Annotated in this window: 15 protein-coding genes and 1 pseudogene; 9 read left to right on the top strand and 7 right to left on the bottom strand. The window is 60.3% G+C overall.

Annotated elements, in window-relative coordinates:
* Positions 1–25: 25 nt before the first annotated feature.
* Positions 26–1,845: pseudogene (aspS, locus tag FME68_RS06040) on the bottom strand (aspartate--tRNA ligase).
* A 233-nt stretch (positions 1,846–2,078) separates the two neighbouring features.
* Between aspS and ypfJ the strand changes: the two are divergent.
* From ypfJ to FME68_RS06010, 6 genes are all read left to right on the top strand, one after another.
* Entirely contained in the window at positions 2,079–2,972 is an 894-nt protein-coding gene (gene ypfJ, locus FME68_RS06035) for a KPN_02809 family neutral zinc metallopeptidase (RefSeq protein WP_158396606.1), read from the top strand.
* Between the two features lie 337 nt (positions 2,973–3,309).
* Complete coding sequence (locus FME68_RS06030) at positions 3,310–4,899, top strand: inorganic phosphate transporter (RefSeq protein WP_198525934.1); 1,590 nt, start codon at positions 3,310–3,312, stop codon at positions 4,897–4,899.
* A 137-nt stretch (positions 4,900–5,036) separates the two neighbouring features.
* Positions 5,037–5,759: a CBS domain-containing protein gene (locus tag FME68_RS06025; RefSeq protein WP_144013639.1), complete on the top strand. Its 723-nt coding sequence runs from the start codon at positions 5,037–5,039 to the stop codon at positions 5,757–5,759.
* A 45-nt stretch (positions 5,760–5,804) separates the two neighbouring features.
* The gene (locus FME68_RS06020) at positions 5,805–6,911 is read left to right on the top strand and encodes an LLM class flavin-dependent oxidoreductase (RefSeq protein WP_158396604.1); all 1,107 of its coding nucleotides are present in this window, start codon (positions 5,805–5,807) and stop codon (positions 6,909–6,911) included.
* Positions 6,912–7,589, top strand: coding sequence for an FMN reductase (locus FME68_RS06015; RefSeq protein ID WP_158396602.1), 678 nt, complete (start codon positions 6,912–6,914; stop codon positions 7,587–7,589).
* Positions 7,590–7,662: 73 nt separating this feature from the next.
* Positions 7,663–9,072: an L-serine ammonia-lyase gene (locus tag FME68_RS06010; protein ID WP_158396600.1), complete on the top strand. Its 1,410-nt coding sequence runs from the start codon at positions 7,663–7,665 to the stop codon at positions 9,070–9,072.
* Here FME68_RS06010 and hisS read toward each other — a convergent pair.
* Genes hisS through tpx form a run of 3 tightly spaced genes read right to left on the bottom strand, consistent with a single transcriptional unit; the run spans position 9,069 to position 11,493 of the window.
* Positions 9,069–10,346, bottom strand: a complete 1,278-nt coding sequence (gene hisS, locus FME68_RS06005; RefSeq protein WP_328287742.1) for a histidine--tRNA ligase — start codon at positions 10,344–10,346, stop codon at positions 9,069–9,071. The two genes, FME68_RS06010 and hisS, sit on opposite strands and share 4 nt — an antisense overlap.
* A gap of 5 nt (positions 10,347–10,351) precedes the next feature.
* Positions 10,352–10,996 (bottom strand): MBL fold metallo-hydrolase, encoded by a 645-nt coding sequence (locus tag FME68_RS06000; protein ID WP_046648577.1) that lies wholly within the window; start codon positions 10,994–10,996, stop codon positions 10,352–10,354.
* Positions 10,996–11,493 (bottom strand): thiol peroxidase, encoded by a 498-nt coding sequence (gene tpx, locus FME68_RS05995; RefSeq protein ID WP_158396598.1) that lies wholly within the window; start codon positions 11,491–11,493, stop codon positions 10,996–10,998. The genes FME68_RS06000 and tpx overlap by 1 nt, the downstream gene beginning before the upstream one ends.
* Before the next feature lie 106 nt (positions 11,494–11,599).
* Here tpx and FME68_RS05990 point away from each other — a divergent pair, with 106 nt between their 5' ends.
* From FME68_RS05990 to FME68_RS05980, 3 genes are all read left to right on the top strand, one after another.
* On the top strand, positions 11,600–12,460 hold the full coding sequence (locus tag FME68_RS05990; RefSeq protein ID WP_328287741.1) for a peptidylprolyl isomerase: 861 nt from the start codon (positions 11,600–11,602) through the stop codon (positions 12,458–12,460).
* A 288-nt stretch (positions 12,461–12,748) separates the two neighbouring features.
* Positions 12,749–13,153 (top strand): hypothetical protein, encoded by a 405-nt coding sequence (locus FME68_RS05985; protein WP_144012917.1) that lies wholly within the window; start codon positions 12,749–12,751, stop codon positions 13,151–13,153.
* Positions 13,154–13,198: 45 nt separating this feature from the next.
* On the top strand, positions 13,199–13,450 hold the full coding sequence (locus FME68_RS05980; protein WP_046648585.1) for a hypothetical protein: 252 nt from the start codon (positions 13,199–13,201) through the stop codon (positions 13,448–13,450).
* 302 nt (positions 13,451–13,752) lie between these two features.
* Here FME68_RS05980 and FME68_RS05975 read toward each other — a convergent pair whose 3' ends face one another.
* The 3 genes from FME68_RS05975 to FME68_RS05965 form a co-directional block, all read right to left on the bottom strand.
* The gene (locus tag FME68_RS05975; RefSeq protein WP_439329286.1) at positions 13,753–14,343 is read right to left on the bottom strand and encodes a DUF421 domain-containing protein; all 591 of its coding nucleotides are present in this window, start codon (positions 14,341–14,343) and stop codon (positions 13,753–13,755) included.
* Positions 14,344–14,411: 68 nt separating this feature from the next.
* Entirely contained in the window at positions 14,412–16,520 is a 2,109-nt protein-coding gene (locus FME68_RS05970; protein ID WP_328287740.1) for a bifunctional metallophosphatase/5'-nucleotidase, read from the bottom strand.
* 194 nt (positions 16,521–16,714) lie between these two features.
* On the bottom strand, positions 16,715–19,012 hold the full coding sequence (locus FME68_RS05965; protein ID WP_046648145.1) for a RelA/SpoT family protein: 2,298 nt from the start codon (positions 19,010–19,012) through the stop codon (positions 16,715–16,717).
* Positions 19,013–19,043 lie beyond the last annotated feature (31 nt).

The following is a 19,043-nucleotide window of genomic DNA, read 5'->3' as shown; positions in this document are numbered from 1 at the left end:
CAACTACATCACCGAGTTGAGCGACCTAGGACTCCTTCCCTGCCTTGTCGCCCTGAGCGGCCTTGGCTGCCTTCTCCGGCTTGAAATCCACGCCGGTCTCCTTGCGCTGCTCGGCAGGAATGGTGCCCGGAGCATCGGTCAATGGATCCACGCCGCCACCGGACTTCGGGAAGGCGATGACGTCACGAATGGAGTCGAAACCGCCCAGCAGGGAGACAATGCGGTCCCAACCGAACGCGATACCACCGTGCGGCGGGGCACCAAACTGGAAAGCGTCGAGCAGGAAGCCGAACTTTTCCTGTGCTTCTTCCTCACCGATGCCCATAACGTCGAAGACACGCTTCTGCACGTCCTGGTCGTGGATACGGATAGATCCGCCGCCGATCTCGTTGCCGTTGCAGACGATGTCGTAGGCGTAGGCCAGCGCCTCACCCGGGTTCTCGTCGAAGTTGTCCAGATACTCCGGCTTCGGCGAAGTGAAGGCGTGGTGTACCGCAGTCCACTTGGAGTGGCCCAGAGCCACGTCGCCGGAGGCGGTGGCATCAGCGGCAGGCTCGAACAGTGGTGCGTCCACAACCCAGGTGAAGGCCCAGTCGCCGTCCTTGATGAGATTCAGCTTCTTTGCAATCTCGCCGCGTGCTGCACCCAGAAGAGCGCGAGAAGACTTGGTGTCACCAGCCGCGAAGAAGATGGCGTCACCCGGCTTGGCGCCGACGTGCTCAGCAATGCCCTCGCGCTCGGCATCAGTAATGTTCTTGGCCACCGGGCCGCCCAAGGTGCCGTCCTCAGCGGTGGTGATGTAAGCCAGGCCCTTCGCACCGCGCTGCTTTGCCCATTCCTGCCACGCATCGAACTGACGGCGCGGCTGGGAAGCTCCGCCTTCCATGACGACGGCGCCAACGTACTCGTTCTGGAAAACGCGGAAAGTGGTGTCCTTGAAGAACTCGGTGCATTCCACGATCTTGATGTCGAAGCGCAGGTCCGGCTTATCGGAACCGTAGTACTTCATAGCGTCTGCGTAGGTCATGCGCGGAATCGGTGTCTTGATCTCGTAGCCGATGAGCTTCCACAGGGCGGAGATGATTTCTTCCGCGAGAGCGATCACATCGTCCTGATCAACGAAGGACATCTCGACGTCGAGCTGCGTAAACTCCGGCTGACGGTCCGCGCGGAAGTCCTCATCGCGGTAGCAGCGAGCGATTTGGTAGTAACGCTCCATGCCGGCCACCATGAGCAGCTGCTTAAACAGCTGCGGCGACTGCGGGAGTGCGTACCAGCTGCCCGGCTTGAGGCGGGCGGGCACGAGGAAGTCACGAGCGCCCTCCGGGGTGGAACGGGTCAGGGTCGGGGTTTCGATTTCAGTGAAATCATGGCTATCCAGGACCTGGCGAGCGGCGCGGTTAGCTGCCGAGCGCAGGCGCAGAGCCTCGTGCTGGCGCTCCCGACGCAGATCGAGGTAGCGGTACTTCAGACGAGTCTCTTCGCCGACCTCACCGGAGGAAGAAGGATCATCGATCTGGAATGGCAGCGCTGCAGACTTGTTGAGCACTTCCAGATCCGTAACGTTGACCTCAATCTCACCGGAGGCCAGGTTCGCGTTAGCGGAACCCTCCGGACGGGGCTCCACCACGCCGGTGACCTTAACGCAGTATTCGGAGCGCAGATCGTGGGCGCGCTCAGCCACCTCGGATTCACGGAAAACCACCTGGGCAACGCCGGAGCGATCACGCAGGTCAATGAAGATAACACCGCCGTGGTCGCGACGCGCGCCACCCAACCCGTCAGGGTGACGGTCTCCCCCGCCATCTCTTTGCGCAGTTCGCCTGCCAAATGTGTACGCAGCACTCTCGTTCAATCCCTTCTCATCGTTGACGCTCGCACCCACACACGCCACGCGTAGACAGCACGCGCCGAGGGATGCAAGAACTTGAACGGCCCAAGTCTACCGCCCGCACCAGACTTGCTCAGCGCTGGGGTAAACACCGAGCGCCGCCGAACGTCGAGCACTGGTACCCCCGCTTGACGCAGCTCCCCTCATCACACGCACATCACCGCCCGCATATGGCAAAATCTGGACCATGACTTTCAAATCTGGCGCCAACTTTGATGGCAAGCGAGCAAGCTCCGGCGGCGGGGGCCGCGGCGGCATGATCGCTACCGGCGGCGGCATCGGCTCCCTCCTCCTCATTGGCCTCTATCTCTTGCTTGGCGGCGATCTTGGTGACATCACCGAAAGCAGCCCCCAGCCCGACCAAACCCAGGTCGGCCCAGAGGAAAGCGGAGAGGATGCCTTCGCACACTGCCAAACTGCCGAGGACGGCAATAAGTACGACGACTGCCGCGTCATGTTCGCCGCCCAGTCCGTCGACAAGGTCTGGGCCCAGCAGCTGCCGGATCAGGCAGGCATCGAGTACGTCGAACCCGGCCGCGTCATCTTTAACAACACCACCATGTCCGGCTGTGGCCAAGCCTCCGGCGCCACCGGGCCGTTCTACTGCCCGGCCGATGAGTCCGCCTATTTCGACACCGCGTTCTTCGATCAGCTCCGCAACTTCGGTGGGGATAATGCACCTCTGGCACAGATGTATATCGTCGCCCACGAATTTGGCCACCACATTCAGAAGCTAGAGGGCACACTCAGCTTGTCCAATTACAACGAACCCGGCGAGAACTCCAACGCAGTGAAGATTGAGCTGCAAGCGGATTGCTATGCCGGACTGTGGGCGCACTACGCCGACAAGGGTGAGGATGCTTTGCTCGAAACGATCACCGAACAGCAGGTCACCGACGCCGTCAACACTGCCCGCGCCGTGGGCGACGACAACATCCAGCGCCGCTCTGGCGGCGAGGTACGCCCCGATACTTGGACGCACGGCTCCTCCGAGGACCGGGCACAATCCTTCCTCGCTGGATATAACAGCGGCAAGATGGAGCAGTGCGACACCTTGGGTCGAGGCGTATATAAGTCTTAATACCGAGCGTCAAAAATGTTGGTGTGACCACCGAAAGGCCACACCACCCCCAAATGTGCCACAAAATATGCAGATTAAATTCAAATACATGAGGTGTTTACCTGCCGGTAATCTTGATGCTTTACCCTAATCAAGTTCCCGCCGGTTCGTGGTGGGATCCGCTCTGTCTTTAAAAACATAAAAGAACTGCGCGTGATGTCATCACCTGCCCCGCAGCAGGTACGTTAATCCCCATCATTATTGATGCTTTTACCCTGCCCGCGGCAGCCCGCGCTTCCTCATCACGCAGCGTTCTCTTCATGAAAGGAACGACGTTTTGAGCACCGCCACGCCGACGATGCCTGATCTCGAAACGATGAATGGCAAGAACAAGGACTGGATTTGGCACTTGTTCTTCGGCGCCATCACCGCTGTTACTCTTGTCCTCTTCATCATTTGGGGCAACGGAGAGGTTGCTGAGGGCGCTAACAAGATCGTCCTTGTTACCGCGATCATCTTCGCCGTATTCATGGCCTTCAACATTGGTGGCAATGACGTCGCCAACTCTTTCGGTACCTCCGTGGGTGCGGGAACCCTCTCTATGAAGCAGGCCCTCGCTGTTGCGGCGGTTTTTGAGGTATCCGGCGCGATCCTCGCCGGCGGCGAGGTTACCGACACCGTCCGCTCCGGCATTGTGGACCTCGACGCCATTGACGGGCTCGACCCCATGGAGTTCGTCTACATCATGATGGCGTCGCTGCTCGGCGCTGCCATCTGGCTGCTCGTCGCTACCCGCATGGGCTGGCCGGTTTCTACGACCCACTCCATCGTCGGCGGTATCGTCGGCGCCGCGCTGACCGTCGGCTTCGTCACCGGCAAGGGCGGAATGGACATGGTGCAGTGGGGCGGCATTGGCACCATTGCTTTCTCCTGGGTACTTTCACCAGTTCTTGGCGGTGTTGCCGCTTACCTTCTGTTTAGGTGGATTAAGGCTTCCATCCTCGTCTACAACGACGCCGCAGACGAGCGTCTGCGCGACATCAAGGTTCGCCGCGCTGAGCTGCGCAAGGAGCACAAGACCCGCTTCGAGCGCATGAACGAGCTGCAGCAGATTTCCTACACCAACGCCATGGCCCGTGATGCCGCCCTCACCGCGGAAGATGATTACGATCCAGAGGCGCTCGAGTCCGACTACTACCGAGATTTGCACAACCTCAACAAGGATCTCGAGGACGTCAACGCGCACCGCGCACTAGAGAACTGGGTCCCGCTGCTGGCAGCATTGGGCGCTGTTATCATCTCCGCGATGATGCTCTTCAAGGGCCTCAAGAACACCGGCGTTGACTTCTCCACACTTGAGAACCTCCTTGTCATGGGCATGGTAGGTGCCGTGGTCTGGATGGCCGTCTTCATCTTCGCCCGCTCTCTGAAGAAGAAGTCCCTGTCCCGCTCCACCTTCCTCCTCTTCTCTTGGATGCAGGTCTTCACCGCCTCCGCCTTCGCGTTCTCGCACGGCTCGAACGACATCGCCAACGCCATCGGCCCCTTCGCCGCCGTCTTCGATGTCCTGCAGACCAACCGGATTTCTGACGAAGTCACCGTCCCGCTGCCGGTCATGGTGGCTATGGGCATTGCCCTCGTTTCTGGCCTGTGGTTCATCGGCCGCTTCGTTATCCAGACCGTCGGTTCCGGCCTGACCCAGATGCACCCCTCCTCCGGTTTCGCCGCTGAGCTGGCTGCCGCTGCCGTTGTCATGGCAGCCTCCCTCCTAGGCCTCCCGGTTTCCTCGACGCACATCCTCATCGGTGCTGTCCTTGGCGTCGGCATCGTCAACCGCGCTGCTAACTGGAACCTAATGAAGCCCATCGCCCTCGCATGGGTCATCACCCTTCCAGCCGCCGCTGCCATCGCTGCCGTGACGGTCTCCATCCTGCGCGTCGTGTTCTAGTCTCAACACAGCACACGCACAAAGCGTCGCACCCAGCCGCCGCGAGTCTCCCGCCACCTTGGGATACTCGCGGCGTCTTTGTTTTCTCTTCCCTCCAGCAACCACCGGGTTTCAGAGCCCCCGTACACTGGGGCTCCATGAGCGATAACTCCCTGGCCAGATTCTTTTCCGCCTTCAACGACATTGAGCAGTTTCTCCGCCAGGCCGTCGGAGCCAAGAACTCCGATTCCTTCTGGTGGATTGTCGACCGCGCACACGACAAACACCTGCTTAGCAAGCGCCAGGCAGAGCAGCTCAAGGACTTTGGTAATCTACGCAACGCCATCGCCCACGGCCGCTATTTCGACGGCGAACCCATCGCCACCCCGCACCCACAAGTGCTAGCGCAGTTAGAAAACTTGCAGCGGCTTCTCACCGATCCGCCCACGGCGCAGTCCTTACTCGCCGACCGTGAGGTCACCACCCTTGGCCCCGATACCCCGATCATGGACGCCCTCCGGCTCATTAATAGGACCGGTTATTCGCAGATCCCGATTTACGATTCCGGCGCTTACCAAGCCCTCCTCACGACCAATGTCATCGCCCGCTGGGTCGCAGCAGATTTGGGAGACGATGGCGTGATCAACGCGGCGTCGATTAGCGCCGTTCTAGAGTTTGCAGAGAAGAAGGACAGGGCCGAGTTCCTCCCCCGCACCGCCAGTGCGCAAGAGGTCATCGATGCCCTCACCGAACCCGCGGCGGACGGCACGCATCCTAGTGCTGTTCTCCTTACCGAGCACGGCAAGCCTTCGCAGCGCCCGCTCGCTATCGCAACGCCAGCGGATCTCGCTGTCTTGGTCGATGCCCTTGAGTGGGAATAATTACCCGGCTACACTTTGTTGACATGTCACGGAGAGGAGTATGGCATGCAATTTGGAGTCTTTAGCATCGGTGACGTCACGCAAGATCCCACCACCGGTCGCACCCCCACCGAGGCTGAGCGCATCCGCGCTATGACAGAGATCGCCCTCAAGGCAGAGGAGGTGGGCCTCGATGTCTTCGCCACCGGCGAGCACCACAACCCACCCTTCGTCCCGTCCGCACCCACCACTCATCTGGCCTACATCGCGGCACAGACGAAGAACCTGCACCTCTCCACTGCCACCACGCTGATCACCACCAACGACCCCGTCCGGCTTGCAGAGGACTACGCTTTTCTCCAGCACCTCGCCGACGGGCGCATCGATCTCATGTTGGGCCGCGGTAACACCGGTCCGGTTTACCCGTGGTTTGGCAAAGATATCCGCGAAGGTATCCCTCTGGCGGTGGAGAACTACCACCTGCTGCGCCGCCTGTGGCGCGAACCGGTCGTGTCCTGGCAAGGAAAATTCCGCACCCCGCTACAGGGATTCACCGCCACACCGGCGCCGCTCGACGGTATCCCGCCCTTCGTGTGGCACGGCTCTATCCGTTCCCCACAGATTGCCGAACAGGCGGCCTATTACGGCGATGGTTTCTTCCACAACAACATCTTCTGGAACAAGGAACACACCGCGAAGATGGTGAACCTCTACCGCAACCGCTACGAATCCTACGGTCATGGTCGCGGGGATCAGGCCATCGTGGGCCTCGGCGGGCATGTCTTCATCGGGTCTACCGAGCAGGAGGCAAAGGATTTCTTCCGCCCCTACTTCGACAACGCCCCGGTCTACGGCCACGGCCCTTCCTTAGAAGAATTCACCGCACAAACCCCGCTGACGGTAGGCACCGTAGAGCAAGTGGTGGAGCGCACACTGCAGTTTGCTGACTGGGTGGGCGACTATCAGCGCCAGCTTTTCCTTATCGATCATGCCGGCCTTCCGCAAGAGGTGGTGCTAGAGCAGATTGAGATTCTGGGTACGCAGGTCGTCCCTGAGCTGCGCCGGCGCTTTGAGGAGCGCCGCCCGGATCATGTACCTTCTGACCCACCAACGCACGCCACGCTCGGTAGTTATGAACCACACGCGCTGGTCAACCCTGGAGAGGAGAAGTAGATGCGGTCACTCGTTGTCGTTACGGCCGGGTTGTCATCGCCGTCCTCGACGCGCGCGCTTGCCGACGCCCTCTCGGCCGCCACCTCCGCCCACGTCACCGCGCGGGGCGAAGGCACCGACATCACCGTCGTCGAGCTCCGGGACCTCGCGAGCGAGCTAGCTGAGGCCATGACCAACTGGGTTTCGCCCACGCCCCGTCTCACCGCGGCACAGTCCGCGGTACTGGATGCCAACGGCCTCATCGCGGTCAGTCCCGTGTTCCAGGGCAGTTACTCGGGACTGTTCAAGATGTTCTTCGACACCTTGGAGCCACATTCCCTGGAGGGGCTTCCAACCCTCATCGCGGCCACGGGCGGCTCCAGCCGTCACGCCTTGGTGTTGGATTATGCCCTGCGCCCACTACTCAATTACCTGCATGCCACGGTGGTCCCCACCGGGATCTTCCAGGCCACGGAAGACTTTGGCACTGCTGAGGGCGCGCGCAATGAAAAGCGCATCGAGCGCGCCACGGGCGAGCTCGCAGACCTCATGGTGCGCCCGCTCGACCGCGTAGCTGGCCTTGCCGGCTCTCTCGGCGAACCGCACAACACACACCAGGGTTCTACCGGGAAGGCACCTGATTCGGGCTCAGGGGGATTCCGCGAACTCCTGTCCCGCCACGACGGCCAACCGGGCTAAGCAACTACTGGAGGCGCTCGGTACTATCGTAAGGCGTAACTTATCTAACGCTTCTAAGGAGGTTTAACCCCCCATGACAATTAGCGTGACCGACATCTTCTCGATCGGTATCGGTCCCTCCTCCTCCCACACCGTGGGCCCGATGCGTGCTGCTAAGGCCTTCCTCGAGACCCTTGAGCAACACCCGGCAAAGGTCCACATCGAACTGCGTGGCTCTTTGTCCGCTACCGGCCGTGGACACGCTACGGACCGGGCCGTCATTCTAGGCCTCGCCGGGTGGGATCCGCTCTCCGTTCCGCTCGATGCTGAGCCACGCGCAGATGCCTTCATCCCCACCGAGGGCAGCATCAGCGGCCCAGCAGGTGAGGTGGAATACAGCATCGAATTCAACAACGAGCCGGTGCCCGAGCACCCGAACTGCCTCATTTTCACTGCCTGGGACGAAGACGGCTCCATCCTCGCCGAGAACGCGGAGTATTTCTCCGTCGGTGGCGGATTTATCCTGTCCCGCAAGGAGTTTGATGCCCAGCTGCAGACGGAAAGCGGTGTCCCCGCTGGCGTCGCAGCAGCCACCGCCGAGGACGTAGTCCCCTATGAGTTCCAGTCGGGCGAGCACCTGCTTCACCTCTGCGCTGCCAATGACATGGCGATTTGGGAGATCGTTGCGGCGAACGAGGCTGTGCTTCACCGCGCCGAGGGCGGTCTCGATTACGTCTACCAGCACCTTGACCTCGTCTGGGACATTATGCGCGAATGCGTCACGGAGGGAATTTCCACCAAGGGAATCTTGCCTGGTGGCCTCCGCGTCAACCGCCGTGCGCCGCAGATGTACCAACAGTTGTTGGCCAAGCAGGACGACGAGTCCTGTGGCTTTTCCGCGATGGAATGGGTAAACCTCTACGCGCTCGCCGTCAACGAGCAGAACGCCGCCGGCGGCCGCGTCATTACTGCGCCGACGAATGGCGCCTGTGGCATCATCCCGGCAGTGCTCCATTACGCCCGCGACTTCATGGCGGACTTTACGCGCGCCGATGCTCGCCGCTACCTGCTCACTGCGGGTGCCGTGGGCATCATTATCAAGTCCAATGCCTCCATTTCCGGCGCCGAGGTGGGCTGCCAGGGTGAGGTAGGCTCCGCCTCCTCTATGGCGGCGGCCGGCATGGCCGAACTGCTTGGGGGGACTCCGGAGCAGGTAGAGAATGCTGCCGAGATCGCGCTTGAGCACAACCTCGGCTTGACCTGCGACCCGGTCGGCGGCCTCGTGCAGATTCCCTGCATCGAGCGCAACGCCATCGGTGCCGTCAAGTCCATCAACGCCGCACGCCTGGCCCGCATGGGAGAGGGAACGCACCACGTTACCCTCGATAACGCGGTACGCACGATGGCCGAAACGGGGCGCGACATGCTCTCCAAGTACAAGGAGACCTCGCTCGGTGGTCTAGCGAAGACGATGGGCTTCACCGTCTCCCAGGTGGAGTGCTAAACCAGCTGACGAAGCTGCTTGACGACGTCCCCCACGGGGACGTCGTGCTGCTCGTGCGCGCGCAGATCCTTGAGCGCCACGGTGCCAGACTCTAGCTCCTGGTCGCCGAGGACGAGTGCGAAGCGGGCGTTGGCGCGATCAGCGCCCTTCATCGCTCCCTTGAGGCCGCGGTCACCGAAGGACATGTCCGCGGAAATACCGGCCTTGCGGAGGTCATCAATGATGCTGACCATCTTCTTCTTTGCCGCAGCGCCCAAAGCAACGCCATAAACGGCCACGCGCTCTTCGACGCCGTCGAGCTCCACGCCCTCGGCTTCCAGGGCCAAAACCGTGCGGTCCACTCCGAGGCCGTAGCCGATACCGGACAACTCCTGTCCGCCGAGCTGAGCCATGAGCCCGTCGTAGCGGCCGCCGCCGCCAATGCCGGACTGCGCGCCGAGGCCATCGTGGACGAATTCGAAACAGGTCTTCGTGTAGTAATCGAGACCGCGGACCATGCGCGGGTTAATGGTGTAGGGCACGCCCATGTCATCGAGCAGGCCAGTGACCGTCTCAAAGTGCTCGCGGCACTCGGCATTGAGGTGGTCGAGCATGAGGGGGGCTTCGACAAGCTGCTCCTGGACCTCCGGGCGCTTGTCATCGAGCACGCGCAGCGGGTTCATCTCCGCGCGGGCCCTGGTTTCCTCGTCGAGGTCCAGCTTGAACAGGAATTCCTGCAGCTTCTCGCGGTAGGCCGGGCGGCAGTCGTGGTCACCCAAGCTGGTCAGCTCAAGGCGGAATTGGCTCAGGCCTAGGCTGCGGTAGGAGCGGTCCGCCAGCGCAATGATTTCCGCGTCCAGCGCCGGATCATCCACGCCGATGGCTTCCACTCCGACCTGCTGCAGCTGGCGGTAACGGCCCGCCTGCGGGCGCTCGTAGCGGAAGAAAGGACCATAGTAGTTCAGCTTGACCGGCAGTTGGCCGCGGTCGAGGTTGTGTTCAATGACCGCACGCATGACACCAGCGGTGCCTTCTGGGCGCAGTGTCACGGAACGATCGCCACGATCGGCAAAGGTGTACATTTCCTTGGACACGACATCCGTGGACTCCCCCACACCGCGAGCGAACAACGAGGTGTCCTCGAAGATTGGGAGTTCGATGTGTTGGAAGCCGGACAGGTGTGCCTGGTGCACGAAGGTGTCGCGCACCTTGGCAAAGATGGCCGATTGCGGCGGGACGTAGTCCGGCACACCTTTGGGCGCGGACAGGGCTTTGAACTGCTTCTTATCACTCACGCCCTTTAGAGTACATCCCCCGCTGCACGCAGAAACGGATTAGTCGCACGTTCACGGCGCATCGTCGTGGTCGGGCCATGGCCCGGCAAGATAGCGAGGGAGTCATCGAGGCCCCACACCGGGCCGCGCAAGGAACGCTGCATCGCGGCGTGGTCGGAGTGCGGCAAGTCGGTGCGCCCGATGGAACCCTTAAACAGCACGTCGCCCGTTAGGGCAACCCCCTCAGCCACGAGAATGACGCATCCGGGCGAGTGACCTGGTGCATGGAGCAGCTTGAGCTCAAGGCCAACCAGATTCAACGTTTCTCCACCGATCAAGTCGCGGCGGTCCGCTACCTGCTTCATGGAGGCGGCAGCAAAGAGCATCTGCGATTCGGGAGACACACCGGAGCCATCCACGAGCATGAACGCGTCATCCGGGTGGATGTAGACCGGTAGATCGAACTCGGCAGCATCTCGTGTGTGGTCAATGTGACCGTGAGTGAGCACGACGGCCTCAAACTCCAAGGACTTCTCACGCGCGAGCTGCTCGAGCTTCTCGCGCGTGTGCATCCCTGGGTCCACGATGAACGCCCGGGATCCGTTAGCCACCACATAAGTGTTGGTTTTATAGGGCCCGGCGGCGAAACCGTAGATTTCGGGAGCGCTCATTACTTGAGGGCTGCCAAAGCTGCGTCGTAGTCCGGCTCAGTCGTGACCTCCGGAACCAGCTCGGTGTAGGTCACCTTGTGGTCCTCGTCGGTGACGATGACGGCGCGGGCGAACAGGCCCTTGAGCGGGGAGCCCTCCAGCACGAGGCCCAGCTTATCCGCGAAATCAGAGCGGAAGTCAGAGGCGCTGACGACATTCTCAATGCCCTCGGCCGCACAGAAACGCTCCTGCGCGAACGGCAGGTCGCGGGAGACGGAAAGAACAACAGTGTTCTCCAGTCCAGCCGCCTCCTCGTTGAACTTGCGCAGCTGCGCCGCGCACACACCAGTGTCTACGGAAGGGAAGCATGAAACAACTAGGCGCTTGCCAGCGAAGTCTGCCTTGGTCAGCTCTGCCAGATCGGTACCGACAAGGGTGAAGCCCGGCAGGACCTCACCTACCTTGGGCAGCTCGGCGTTGGTTTCGACGGGTTCATTCTGAAAATTCGTTGTAGCCATGGCACCCAAGCGTACTGACGCGCGGGGCGTCGCGCCATGATGTAGGACGGTGCGGTTAGGATAGGTGAGTCGAAAGTTGTGAACCACCACAGTGGAGGAAACGTAGGTGTCTACTAACAGCCAGCGCTTGGATGATGCGCTCAACCAGCTCGATCGCGAGCTGAAGTCCCGCGACCGTAAACAGAAGAGCCGCCCACTTGGCGTTGTTGTGATGGCAGCCGTCGTCATTATTGCCCTCGTCGGCGGAATCTGGTTCTTGGCTACCCGCTCGTCGGAGGAAGAGGAGATTCAGGCCGAGGAGAGCTCGGCCGCGGAGACCACAACCGAAGCCCCCACCGCCGAGCCTTTGACCGGCAAGCGTGCCACACCGCTGGGTAACACCGTGACCTGTGAATACCCAGAGGCAGGTGACGCCTCCCGTGAGGTGCCTACGCCTAACGGCAAGGACGTTCCAGCCAAGGGTGAGGTGACCGTCAACTTCGCCACCAAGCAGGGCGACATCGAGATGACCCTCGACCGTTCTCTGGCTCCGTGTACCGTCAATGCAATCACGGACATGATTTCGGCCAAGTACTATGACGACACCGTGTGCCACCGCATGACCGATGGCACCATCTTCGTTCTGCAGTGTGGCGACCCGACCGGCAAGGGTGCCGGTGGACCGGGCTTCCAGTTTGCCAACGAGTACCCCACCGATGAGTCTGACGATGCCGCAATGGCCCAGCCTGCCCTGTACCCGAAGGGCTCCATCGCGATGGCTAACGCCGGCGAAGATACCAACGGTTCGCAGTTCTTCATTAACTACAAGGACTCGACGCTTCCTCCCTCCTACACCTACTTTGGTGATTTGACGGAGAAGGGTCAGAAGACCATCGACGCTATCGCTGCTAAGGGCGTCAAGGATGGACAGTCTGACGGAGAGCCTGCCGAAGAGGTGCGCATCACCAAGGCAACCATCGAGGGATAAGTTTTACCCCCTTTACGGTGACTAGCCCCACTCGCGTTCAGCGAGCGGGGCTATTTCTTTACCACTCCGCCCCACCCCGCCCGGTACTAAGAATTTCTTAGCCTTGAGCAGTTCATTTGGCAAACCACTCACCCACCACAGGCACCTCTGTTTAATATCCCCAGCTCACATACGGCGGCCAGCAGATACACAGACTCACCAACTAATTGCCAAATCTCTTGCAAATCGCACAATGTCTCAGTAGCATCTGTGAGGTCTTTGAAATTCCCGAGATCTTAAGGAACGAGAATGAAGTTCTTCTCCCGTAAGGCCCTTGTTGCTGCCGCTACCGCTGCAACCGTTTCCCTGTCCGGCGTGTCCGTTGCTTCCGCTGAGGACACCGCTGAGGACACCGCAGTCGTAACCAACGAGTCCGCAGACTCCGAGACCACCACGGACAACAACAAGGAGACCGACAACTCCGAGTCCACCACGGACAACAACAAGGAGACCGACAACTCCGAGTCCGAGAACGACAAGGAGAAGGAAGAGGAGTCCTCTTCTTCCTCCTCCAACGACTCTGAGGGTTCCTCCATCACCGACATGAAGCCGTCTGAGATCCGCGACTGGATCGCAGTCTTCACCGCCATCATCGGCGCTCTGGGCACCGTCTTCGCCTTCTACCAGAAGAACTTCGCTCCTAACGCGAAGTAATTCGGTTTCTCTTTCCACCCTCTCCAAAGATTAGGACACTCCACCATGAAGTTCTTCTCCCGTAAGTCCCTCGTTGCCGTTGCTACCGCTGCGACCATCACCTTCTCCGGCACCGCTGTTGCTTCCGCTGCTCCGGTCGAGAACGATAGCTCCTCCGCTGCATTCTTCGCTCTCTCCTCCGACGATGAGGGCAACGTCAGCCCGAAGGAGATCCGCGAGTGGATCAAGGTTATCACCTCCATCATCGGCGCCATGGATGACGCATTGCGTCTCGGCGACAAGCTCGCTGGCAACTAAGCCGCAAGCACGTAAGTCTCCTCCCGCGTTCAACGCGCCGGAGGAGATTTTTCGTTTTGCGGGCTGGCCATCCCCCGTTTGACCGTTACTGCCCTAGACACTGCTGCCCTGGACGTGCTGCCTTAGTTGCCAAAGTTTTTCCTCCCGCCCCGGGGATCGGGCTACGTTTTCGTCACGTAGGGCAGTCTGGTCCCCACCCCATGAGGCTCGCGCTCTCGTGTGGAATGGAGAAAGGTGTCTCGGCACGTCCTCCAGGACTCCAACCTTCACAGTGGTTAGCAGGTCTAACAGCTGGCGAGAATCTATTGGCTACCCTTTTGCGAGTCTTCTTCGACTTCTTCGATGCGCTCGGCGCCGAGGATATCCTTAAACACTGAAGCGTCGACAAGCTGGCCACGGCGGATGACCGAAATCTGACCAGTCGGTTCCAGAATCATAAGCTGGACGTCGCTACGCCGTCCGAGCCCCGCCTTGCGCACAGCGGAATTGATATCCCTCTCGGTGATGTGCGCAAAATGCATGTTGTCCTCTTGCAGTTCCCCCTTGTACACCAAAAGGACCGGTTTTCGGTCAATGAACCTCGACCACCTCACTAGCTGCCTGAAGGTGCCGAAAGCGGCCTCCAACAACATGAGCGTAAACAGTCCGATGATGCCGGCGGCAAGCGTGGGTGGGTTGCCTACGATGACGCGTCCCGAGACCGCGCCAAACATAATGATGATGACAGCATCTGAGGCAGTGATAGATGTCAGCACACGGCTGCCAAAGAGTTTGACCAAGAGCATGAAAGCCAAGTAAATACCCAGCGTTGCGAACATCACCACCGGGATGCGGTGAGGCTCGATGCCGAGCTGATACATTGCCTCGCGTCCAAATAGCCTCAGTGTATCCACAGCTTCCCACCATACCTTCCGCATGCGAAAAGCCCGCACCTCAGTGCGGGCTTTAGGAACGAGACTGACTAGATGTTGAACTGCTTGCGCAGCTGCTCAATCATCTGCTGTACCGGAGCCGGTAGCGCGCCTGCTGGCAGGTTAATAGCGCCAATCACAGCGGCAATGGCAGCGGCAATCGCTACGGTGATCCCCACGCCCAGGCCGACGGAGGACGCTACATCCTTGTTGGAGCCATTGCCCTTCGGATCCTCGTCATTACCCGCGCCCTCAAGGGTGATAGGCAGGACAGCCTTAGTACCAGCATCCGTGGTGATGGACAGCTTCTGCTCGCCCTCTAGGCCCTCCGGGATGGTGAGCTTGACGGTTGCGCGGCCACGCTCGCCAAACTGCTCATCACCCGGCTGTGCTGCGTTATCAATGCCTGCCTCAGCCTTAGCGTCACCCAGTGCAACGGTGACCTTCTTAGCCTGCGGCTCCTCAGCGTTGGAGTAGTTCAGGGAAGACAGGTCAATGGTAATCTCGCTGCCCGGCTTCAGGTCCCCCTCAATGTGAGCACCGATCTGACCCTGGCCGGTGCGGACCTTGGACTCTCCGGACGCAATGTAGTCAATCATCGCCTGGGTGTCCATGTGGCCAACGTCATTGCGGTTCTTGATGGAACCGGGCTCGAAGAAGCCATCGCCGCCTGCTTCCGTATCGCTGGATGCGAGGAAGGAGGACAGAGCAATGCTGTAATTCTTGTTCGGGTCAATCGGTTCACCGTTAATGGTGACGGACTTAACACGCTTGCCTTGCTCAGCCTTCTGGTCGTAGACAACGGTGACATTGTTGGACAGGCCTAGAGCCAGACGTGGGCGGGACTGGCCAGGCTTCCACTGGTTTTCCAGTGCGGTGATGAAGTCAGCTCCGCTGACCTCAGCGGTAATCACGGAGTTTCCGAAAGGCTGAACAGCAAAGATGTCCTGGTATGTAACGTCACCTTCCTTGAGGTCGGCGCGCACACCGCCCGCGTTCATGACGCCAATTTCGATGTCCTTGCCCGCCGGCTTGGCTAGAGCGTAGCGCTGACCTTCCGCAATGAAGTTGTTAAGGGTGGACTCCACACCGCGGTTGGAACCGGTGTCCTTGCCCTCATCGGAGCCGCGGTACATGGCCTTCTCGGTGGTACCAGCAGTCTTGGCACCCTCAATCTCCGCTACTTTCTTTGCTTCCTCGACGACCTTAGCTACCTCGGGGTCGTCTTCGAGGCCCTGCAGCTGGGCGAAGACCTCTGCGTCGGCCACGTCGTACTGCTTGAGATCAATCTTGGTGATCTTCTTCTCGGCCTTGTCGAAGGTGATGTCGGCGTCGTTAAGCACCTTGCCGTACTCGTAGCCCTGTGCCCAGTACAGCGGCAATGCGCCCTCACGGGCAACCTCGCCCTGGGTCTTGACGTGAGTATCACCGCCAAAGAGGATGTCCACATCCTTGTTGAAGCCCTCAGCGAACTGCTGAGCATCCTCGTGCATGAGCGCCACAACAACCTCGGCCTCGCCGGATTCCTTCAGTCGGCTGGCTTCCTTATTGGTGGCCTCGACCGGGTCGGAGAACTCGACGCCCGGGATGGACGCAGCAGACACCTTGTACTTGGTGTTCTCAGTGACGGTACCAACGAAGCCCACCTTCACGCCGTCTACCTCCTTGACGAAGGAAGCATCGAGCAAGGGCTTGCCATCCTTGGTGACGTTGGCGCCCAGGATCGGGAAGTTGGACTGGTCCTTGATACGGCCCATAAGATCCTTATCGCCCTTGTCGAACTCGTGGTTGCCCACGGCCGTGACATCGAGATTCATAGCATTGAGGGCCTCGTTGGTGTACTTGTCCTCAGAAATCGCAGACACGAAAGCGGAACCGCCAACGTTATCACCGGAGGAGGTCAAGGCGTACTCCTGGTCCTTGTTGACGGCCTTGATGAGCGCAGCCATGCGAGCAGCGCCCATCTCGGAGTAACCAACCAGTTCCTCGGATTCCTTGTCAAAGTTTTCGGCCAGCTCAAGGTGGCCGTGGAAGTCGGTGAAGTTGGTGACGGAGATGGTCACCTGGTCGGCCTCAGCGGCGAAGGCAGGTGCGCCGGAGACGGCAACGGCGGTGACTGTGGTGGCGGCCAACAGCTGGCCAAAGCGGCGGAAATTCACGTGGTACTCCTGAAGATGAGAGGAATCTTGTCCACGCGTTTATAACGCATCCATCACGGTGGCGCAGGGATCGCTAACGCTGCCACCTGCAGGTTCACCTAGTGTCTTCCCCGTTTTCATCCCTGCGCTACCCAGCGTTCAACCACACACCCCCGGTTGAGGGGGTGGTGGTTTAGCCGTGGGCTTCAGTTCGCCTAGGCGGTGACGCGATAGACGTCGAAGACGCCTTCGGTGTTGCGCAGCGTCGTCATGAGCTGCCCCAGCTGCTTGGTATCGGACACCGAGAAGGTAAAGCGAACGGTCGCGATGTGGTCATCGCCGCGGTTGGACGTCATCGACAGCACGTTGAGGCTCTGCTCGCTGAAGATACGAGTCAGCTCAAAGAGCAGGCCCTGGCGGTCGATGGCCTCAAGTTGCAGCGTTGCGGAGAAAGCACCAGAAGACTTCGGCCCACCGGCCCACTCCACCTGCATCATGCGCTCCGGCTCGGACTTCAGCTTTTCAGCGTTGGTGCAGTCAGCACGGTGCACAGACACCCCACCGCCGCGGGTAACGAAGCCAAAGATGGCGTCTCCTGGCACGGGCTGGCAGCACTTCGCCAGCTTCGCCATGACGTCTGGGCTTCCCTCCACCAGAATGCCGGTGCCGGATGCGGAATCCTTCGTATGCTGCGCGCGGGAGTTCTCCAGCTCACTCAGCGGGGTCCGCGAGGCCAAGGCATCGACTGCATCGTCTTGGTCCCCAAAGAGAGCCATGAGCTGATTAGCAACGTGCTGCGCCGATACGTGGCCCGCGCCGATAGCGGTGTACAACGCATCCACGTCGGGATAGTGCAGCTGCTCGGCCACCTGCTTCATCGAGCTGGCGGTGAACAAGCGGTGCATGGGCAAACCACCGCGCTGCACCTCAGCGGCCAGGGCATCGCGCCCGGCTTCAAGATGCTCTTCACGGCGTTCTTTGGCAAACCACTGCCGCACCTTCGTCTTCGCCCGGGGCGATACCAGGAACTCCTGCCAATCCCGCGACGGTCCTGCGTTCGGGTCCTTGGAGGTGAAAATTTCCACCTTGTCACCGGACTTGAGTTCAGACTCTAGGGCCACGAGCTTGCCGTTAACCTTGGCGCCGATACACCTGTGCCCCACCTCGGTGTGCACAGCGTAGGCAAAGTCTACGGGGGTGGAACCAGCAGGCAGGTTCACCACGTCGCCCTTCGGCGTAAACGCAAAGATCTGCTTGGCGGTCAGGTCATAGCGCAAGGAGTCTAGGAACTCATTGGGATCAGCTGCTTCCTTTTGCCAATCCAGAAGCTGACGCATCCACGCCATCTGGTCGACTTCTTCCTGGTGGCCGGAATTCTTGCCCTTGGTTTCCTTGTAACGCCAGTGCGCCGCCACACCGAACTCCGCGTTGTAGTGCATCTCGTGCGTGCGCACCTGCACCTCAAGGGTGGATCCGCCCTCCGCAATTACGGTGGTATGCAGCGATTGGTACACGCCGAAGCGTGGTGAGGAGATGTAGTCCTTGAAGCGCCCCGGAAGAGCCTGGTACAGCGAGTGCACCACGCCGATCGCCGCGTAGCAAGAATTAATGTCATCGACAAGGATGCGAATACCGACGAGATCAAAAATCTCAGCGAAGTCACGTCCGCGCACAATCATCTTCTGGTAAATCGACCAGTAGTGCTTCGGGCGGCCCATCACCTCGGCCTCGATGCCGTTGGCCTTCAGCGCCTGGCTAACCTGAGCCTTGATTTCTTTGAGCGCTCGATCGCGCGAGGGTGCACGGTCGGCCACCATGCGTACGATTTCGTCGTACTTCTTCGGGTACAGGATGGCAAAGGCCAAATCCTCAAGTTCCCATTTGACGCTGGCCATTCCGAGGCGGTGAGCCAGCGGCGCGATGACGTCGAGAGTCTGGCGTGCCTTCTTCGCCTGCTTCTCCGGTGGGAGGAAGCGCATCGTGCGCATGTTGTGGAGACGGTCGCACACCTTGATAACCAACACGCGCGGATCGGTAGCCATTGCCACAATCATCTTGCGGATCGTTTCCGCTTCCGCAGCGGCGCCGAGTGCAACCTTGTCGAGCTTCGTAACACCATCGACAAGGCGAGCCACCTCAGGACCAAAATCACGAGTCAGATCCTCGAGCGAGTAGTCGGTATCCTCCACCGTGTCATGCAGCAACGCTGCTGCGACGGTCGTGGTATCCATACCTATCTCCGCGGCGATGGTGGCTACCGCCAGCGGGTGCGTGATGTATGGCTCACCGGACTTGCGGAAAACGCCTTCGTGCAGACGCTGTGCCGTGGTGTAGGCGTTGTTGAGTAGTTCCGCGTCGGCCTTCGGGTGAAACTCCCGGTGAATGGACATCAGCGGGTCGAGCGCCGGATTGATCTTTACTCTGCCGCCCGTCAGCGAACGAGCCAGGCGGGCGGACATGCCGCGGACGCCGCCTGGCCGCCATGCAGTCTTGTCCTGCTTTTCAGTCGTCATGTCTGCCTCCGCGAAGTAGCTTAGGCATACA

The sequence above is a fragment of the Corynebacterium hiratae genome (genome assembly GCF_009708045.1).
Lineage (GTDB): Bacteria > Actinomycetota > Actinomycetes > Mycobacteriales > Mycobacteriaceae > Corynebacterium > Corynebacterium hiratae.
Note: the sequence above shows the minus strand (reverse complement) of the source record. Positions and strands in the feature narration are given on the sequence as shown.

Bases quoted from the DNA above. Each gene is read 5' to 3' on its own strand.
- ypfJ (WP_158396606.1), top strand. From the start codon at position 2,079: ATGACTTTCAAATCTGGCGCCAACTTTGATGGCAAGCGAGCAAGCTCC.
- FME68_RS06030 (WP_198525934.1), top strand. From the start codon at position 3,310: ATGCCTGATCTCGAAACGATGAATGGCAAGAACAAGGACTGGATTTGG.
- FME68_RS06025 (WP_144013639.1), top strand. From the start codon at position 5,037: ATGAGCGATAACTCCCTGGCCAGATTCTTTTCCGCCTTCAACGACATT.
- FME68_RS06020 (WP_158396604.1), top strand. From the start codon at position 5,805: ATGCAATTTGGAGTCTTTAGCATCGGTGACGTCACGCAAGATCCCACC.
- FME68_RS06015 (WP_158396602.1), top strand. From the start codon at position 6,912: ATGCGGTCACTCGTTGTCGTTACGGCCGGGTTGTCATCGCCGTCCTCG.
- FME68_RS06010 (WP_158396600.1), top strand. From the start codon at position 7,663: ATGACAATTAGCGTGACCGACATCTTCTCGATCGGTATCGGTCCCTCC.
- FME68_RS06000 (WP_046648577.1), bottom strand. From the start codon at position 10,996: ATGAGCGCTCCCGAAATCTACGGTTTCGCCGCCGGGCCCTATAAAACC.
- tpx (WP_158396598.1), bottom strand. From the start codon at position 11,493: ATGGCTACAACGAATTTTCAGAATGAACCCGTCGAAACCAACGCCGAG.
- FME68_RS05985 (WP_144012917.1), top strand. From the start codon at position 12,749: ATGAAGTTCTTCTCCCGTAAGGCCCTTGTTGCTGCCGCTACCGCTGCA.
- FME68_RS05980 (WP_046648585.1), top strand. From the start codon at position 13,199: ATGAAGTTCTTCTCCCGTAAGTCCCTCGTTGCCGTTGCTACCGCTGCG.
- FME68_RS05965 (WP_046648145.1), bottom strand. From the start codon at position 19,012: ATGACGACTGAAAAGCAGGACAAGACTGCATGGCGGCCAGGCGGCGTC.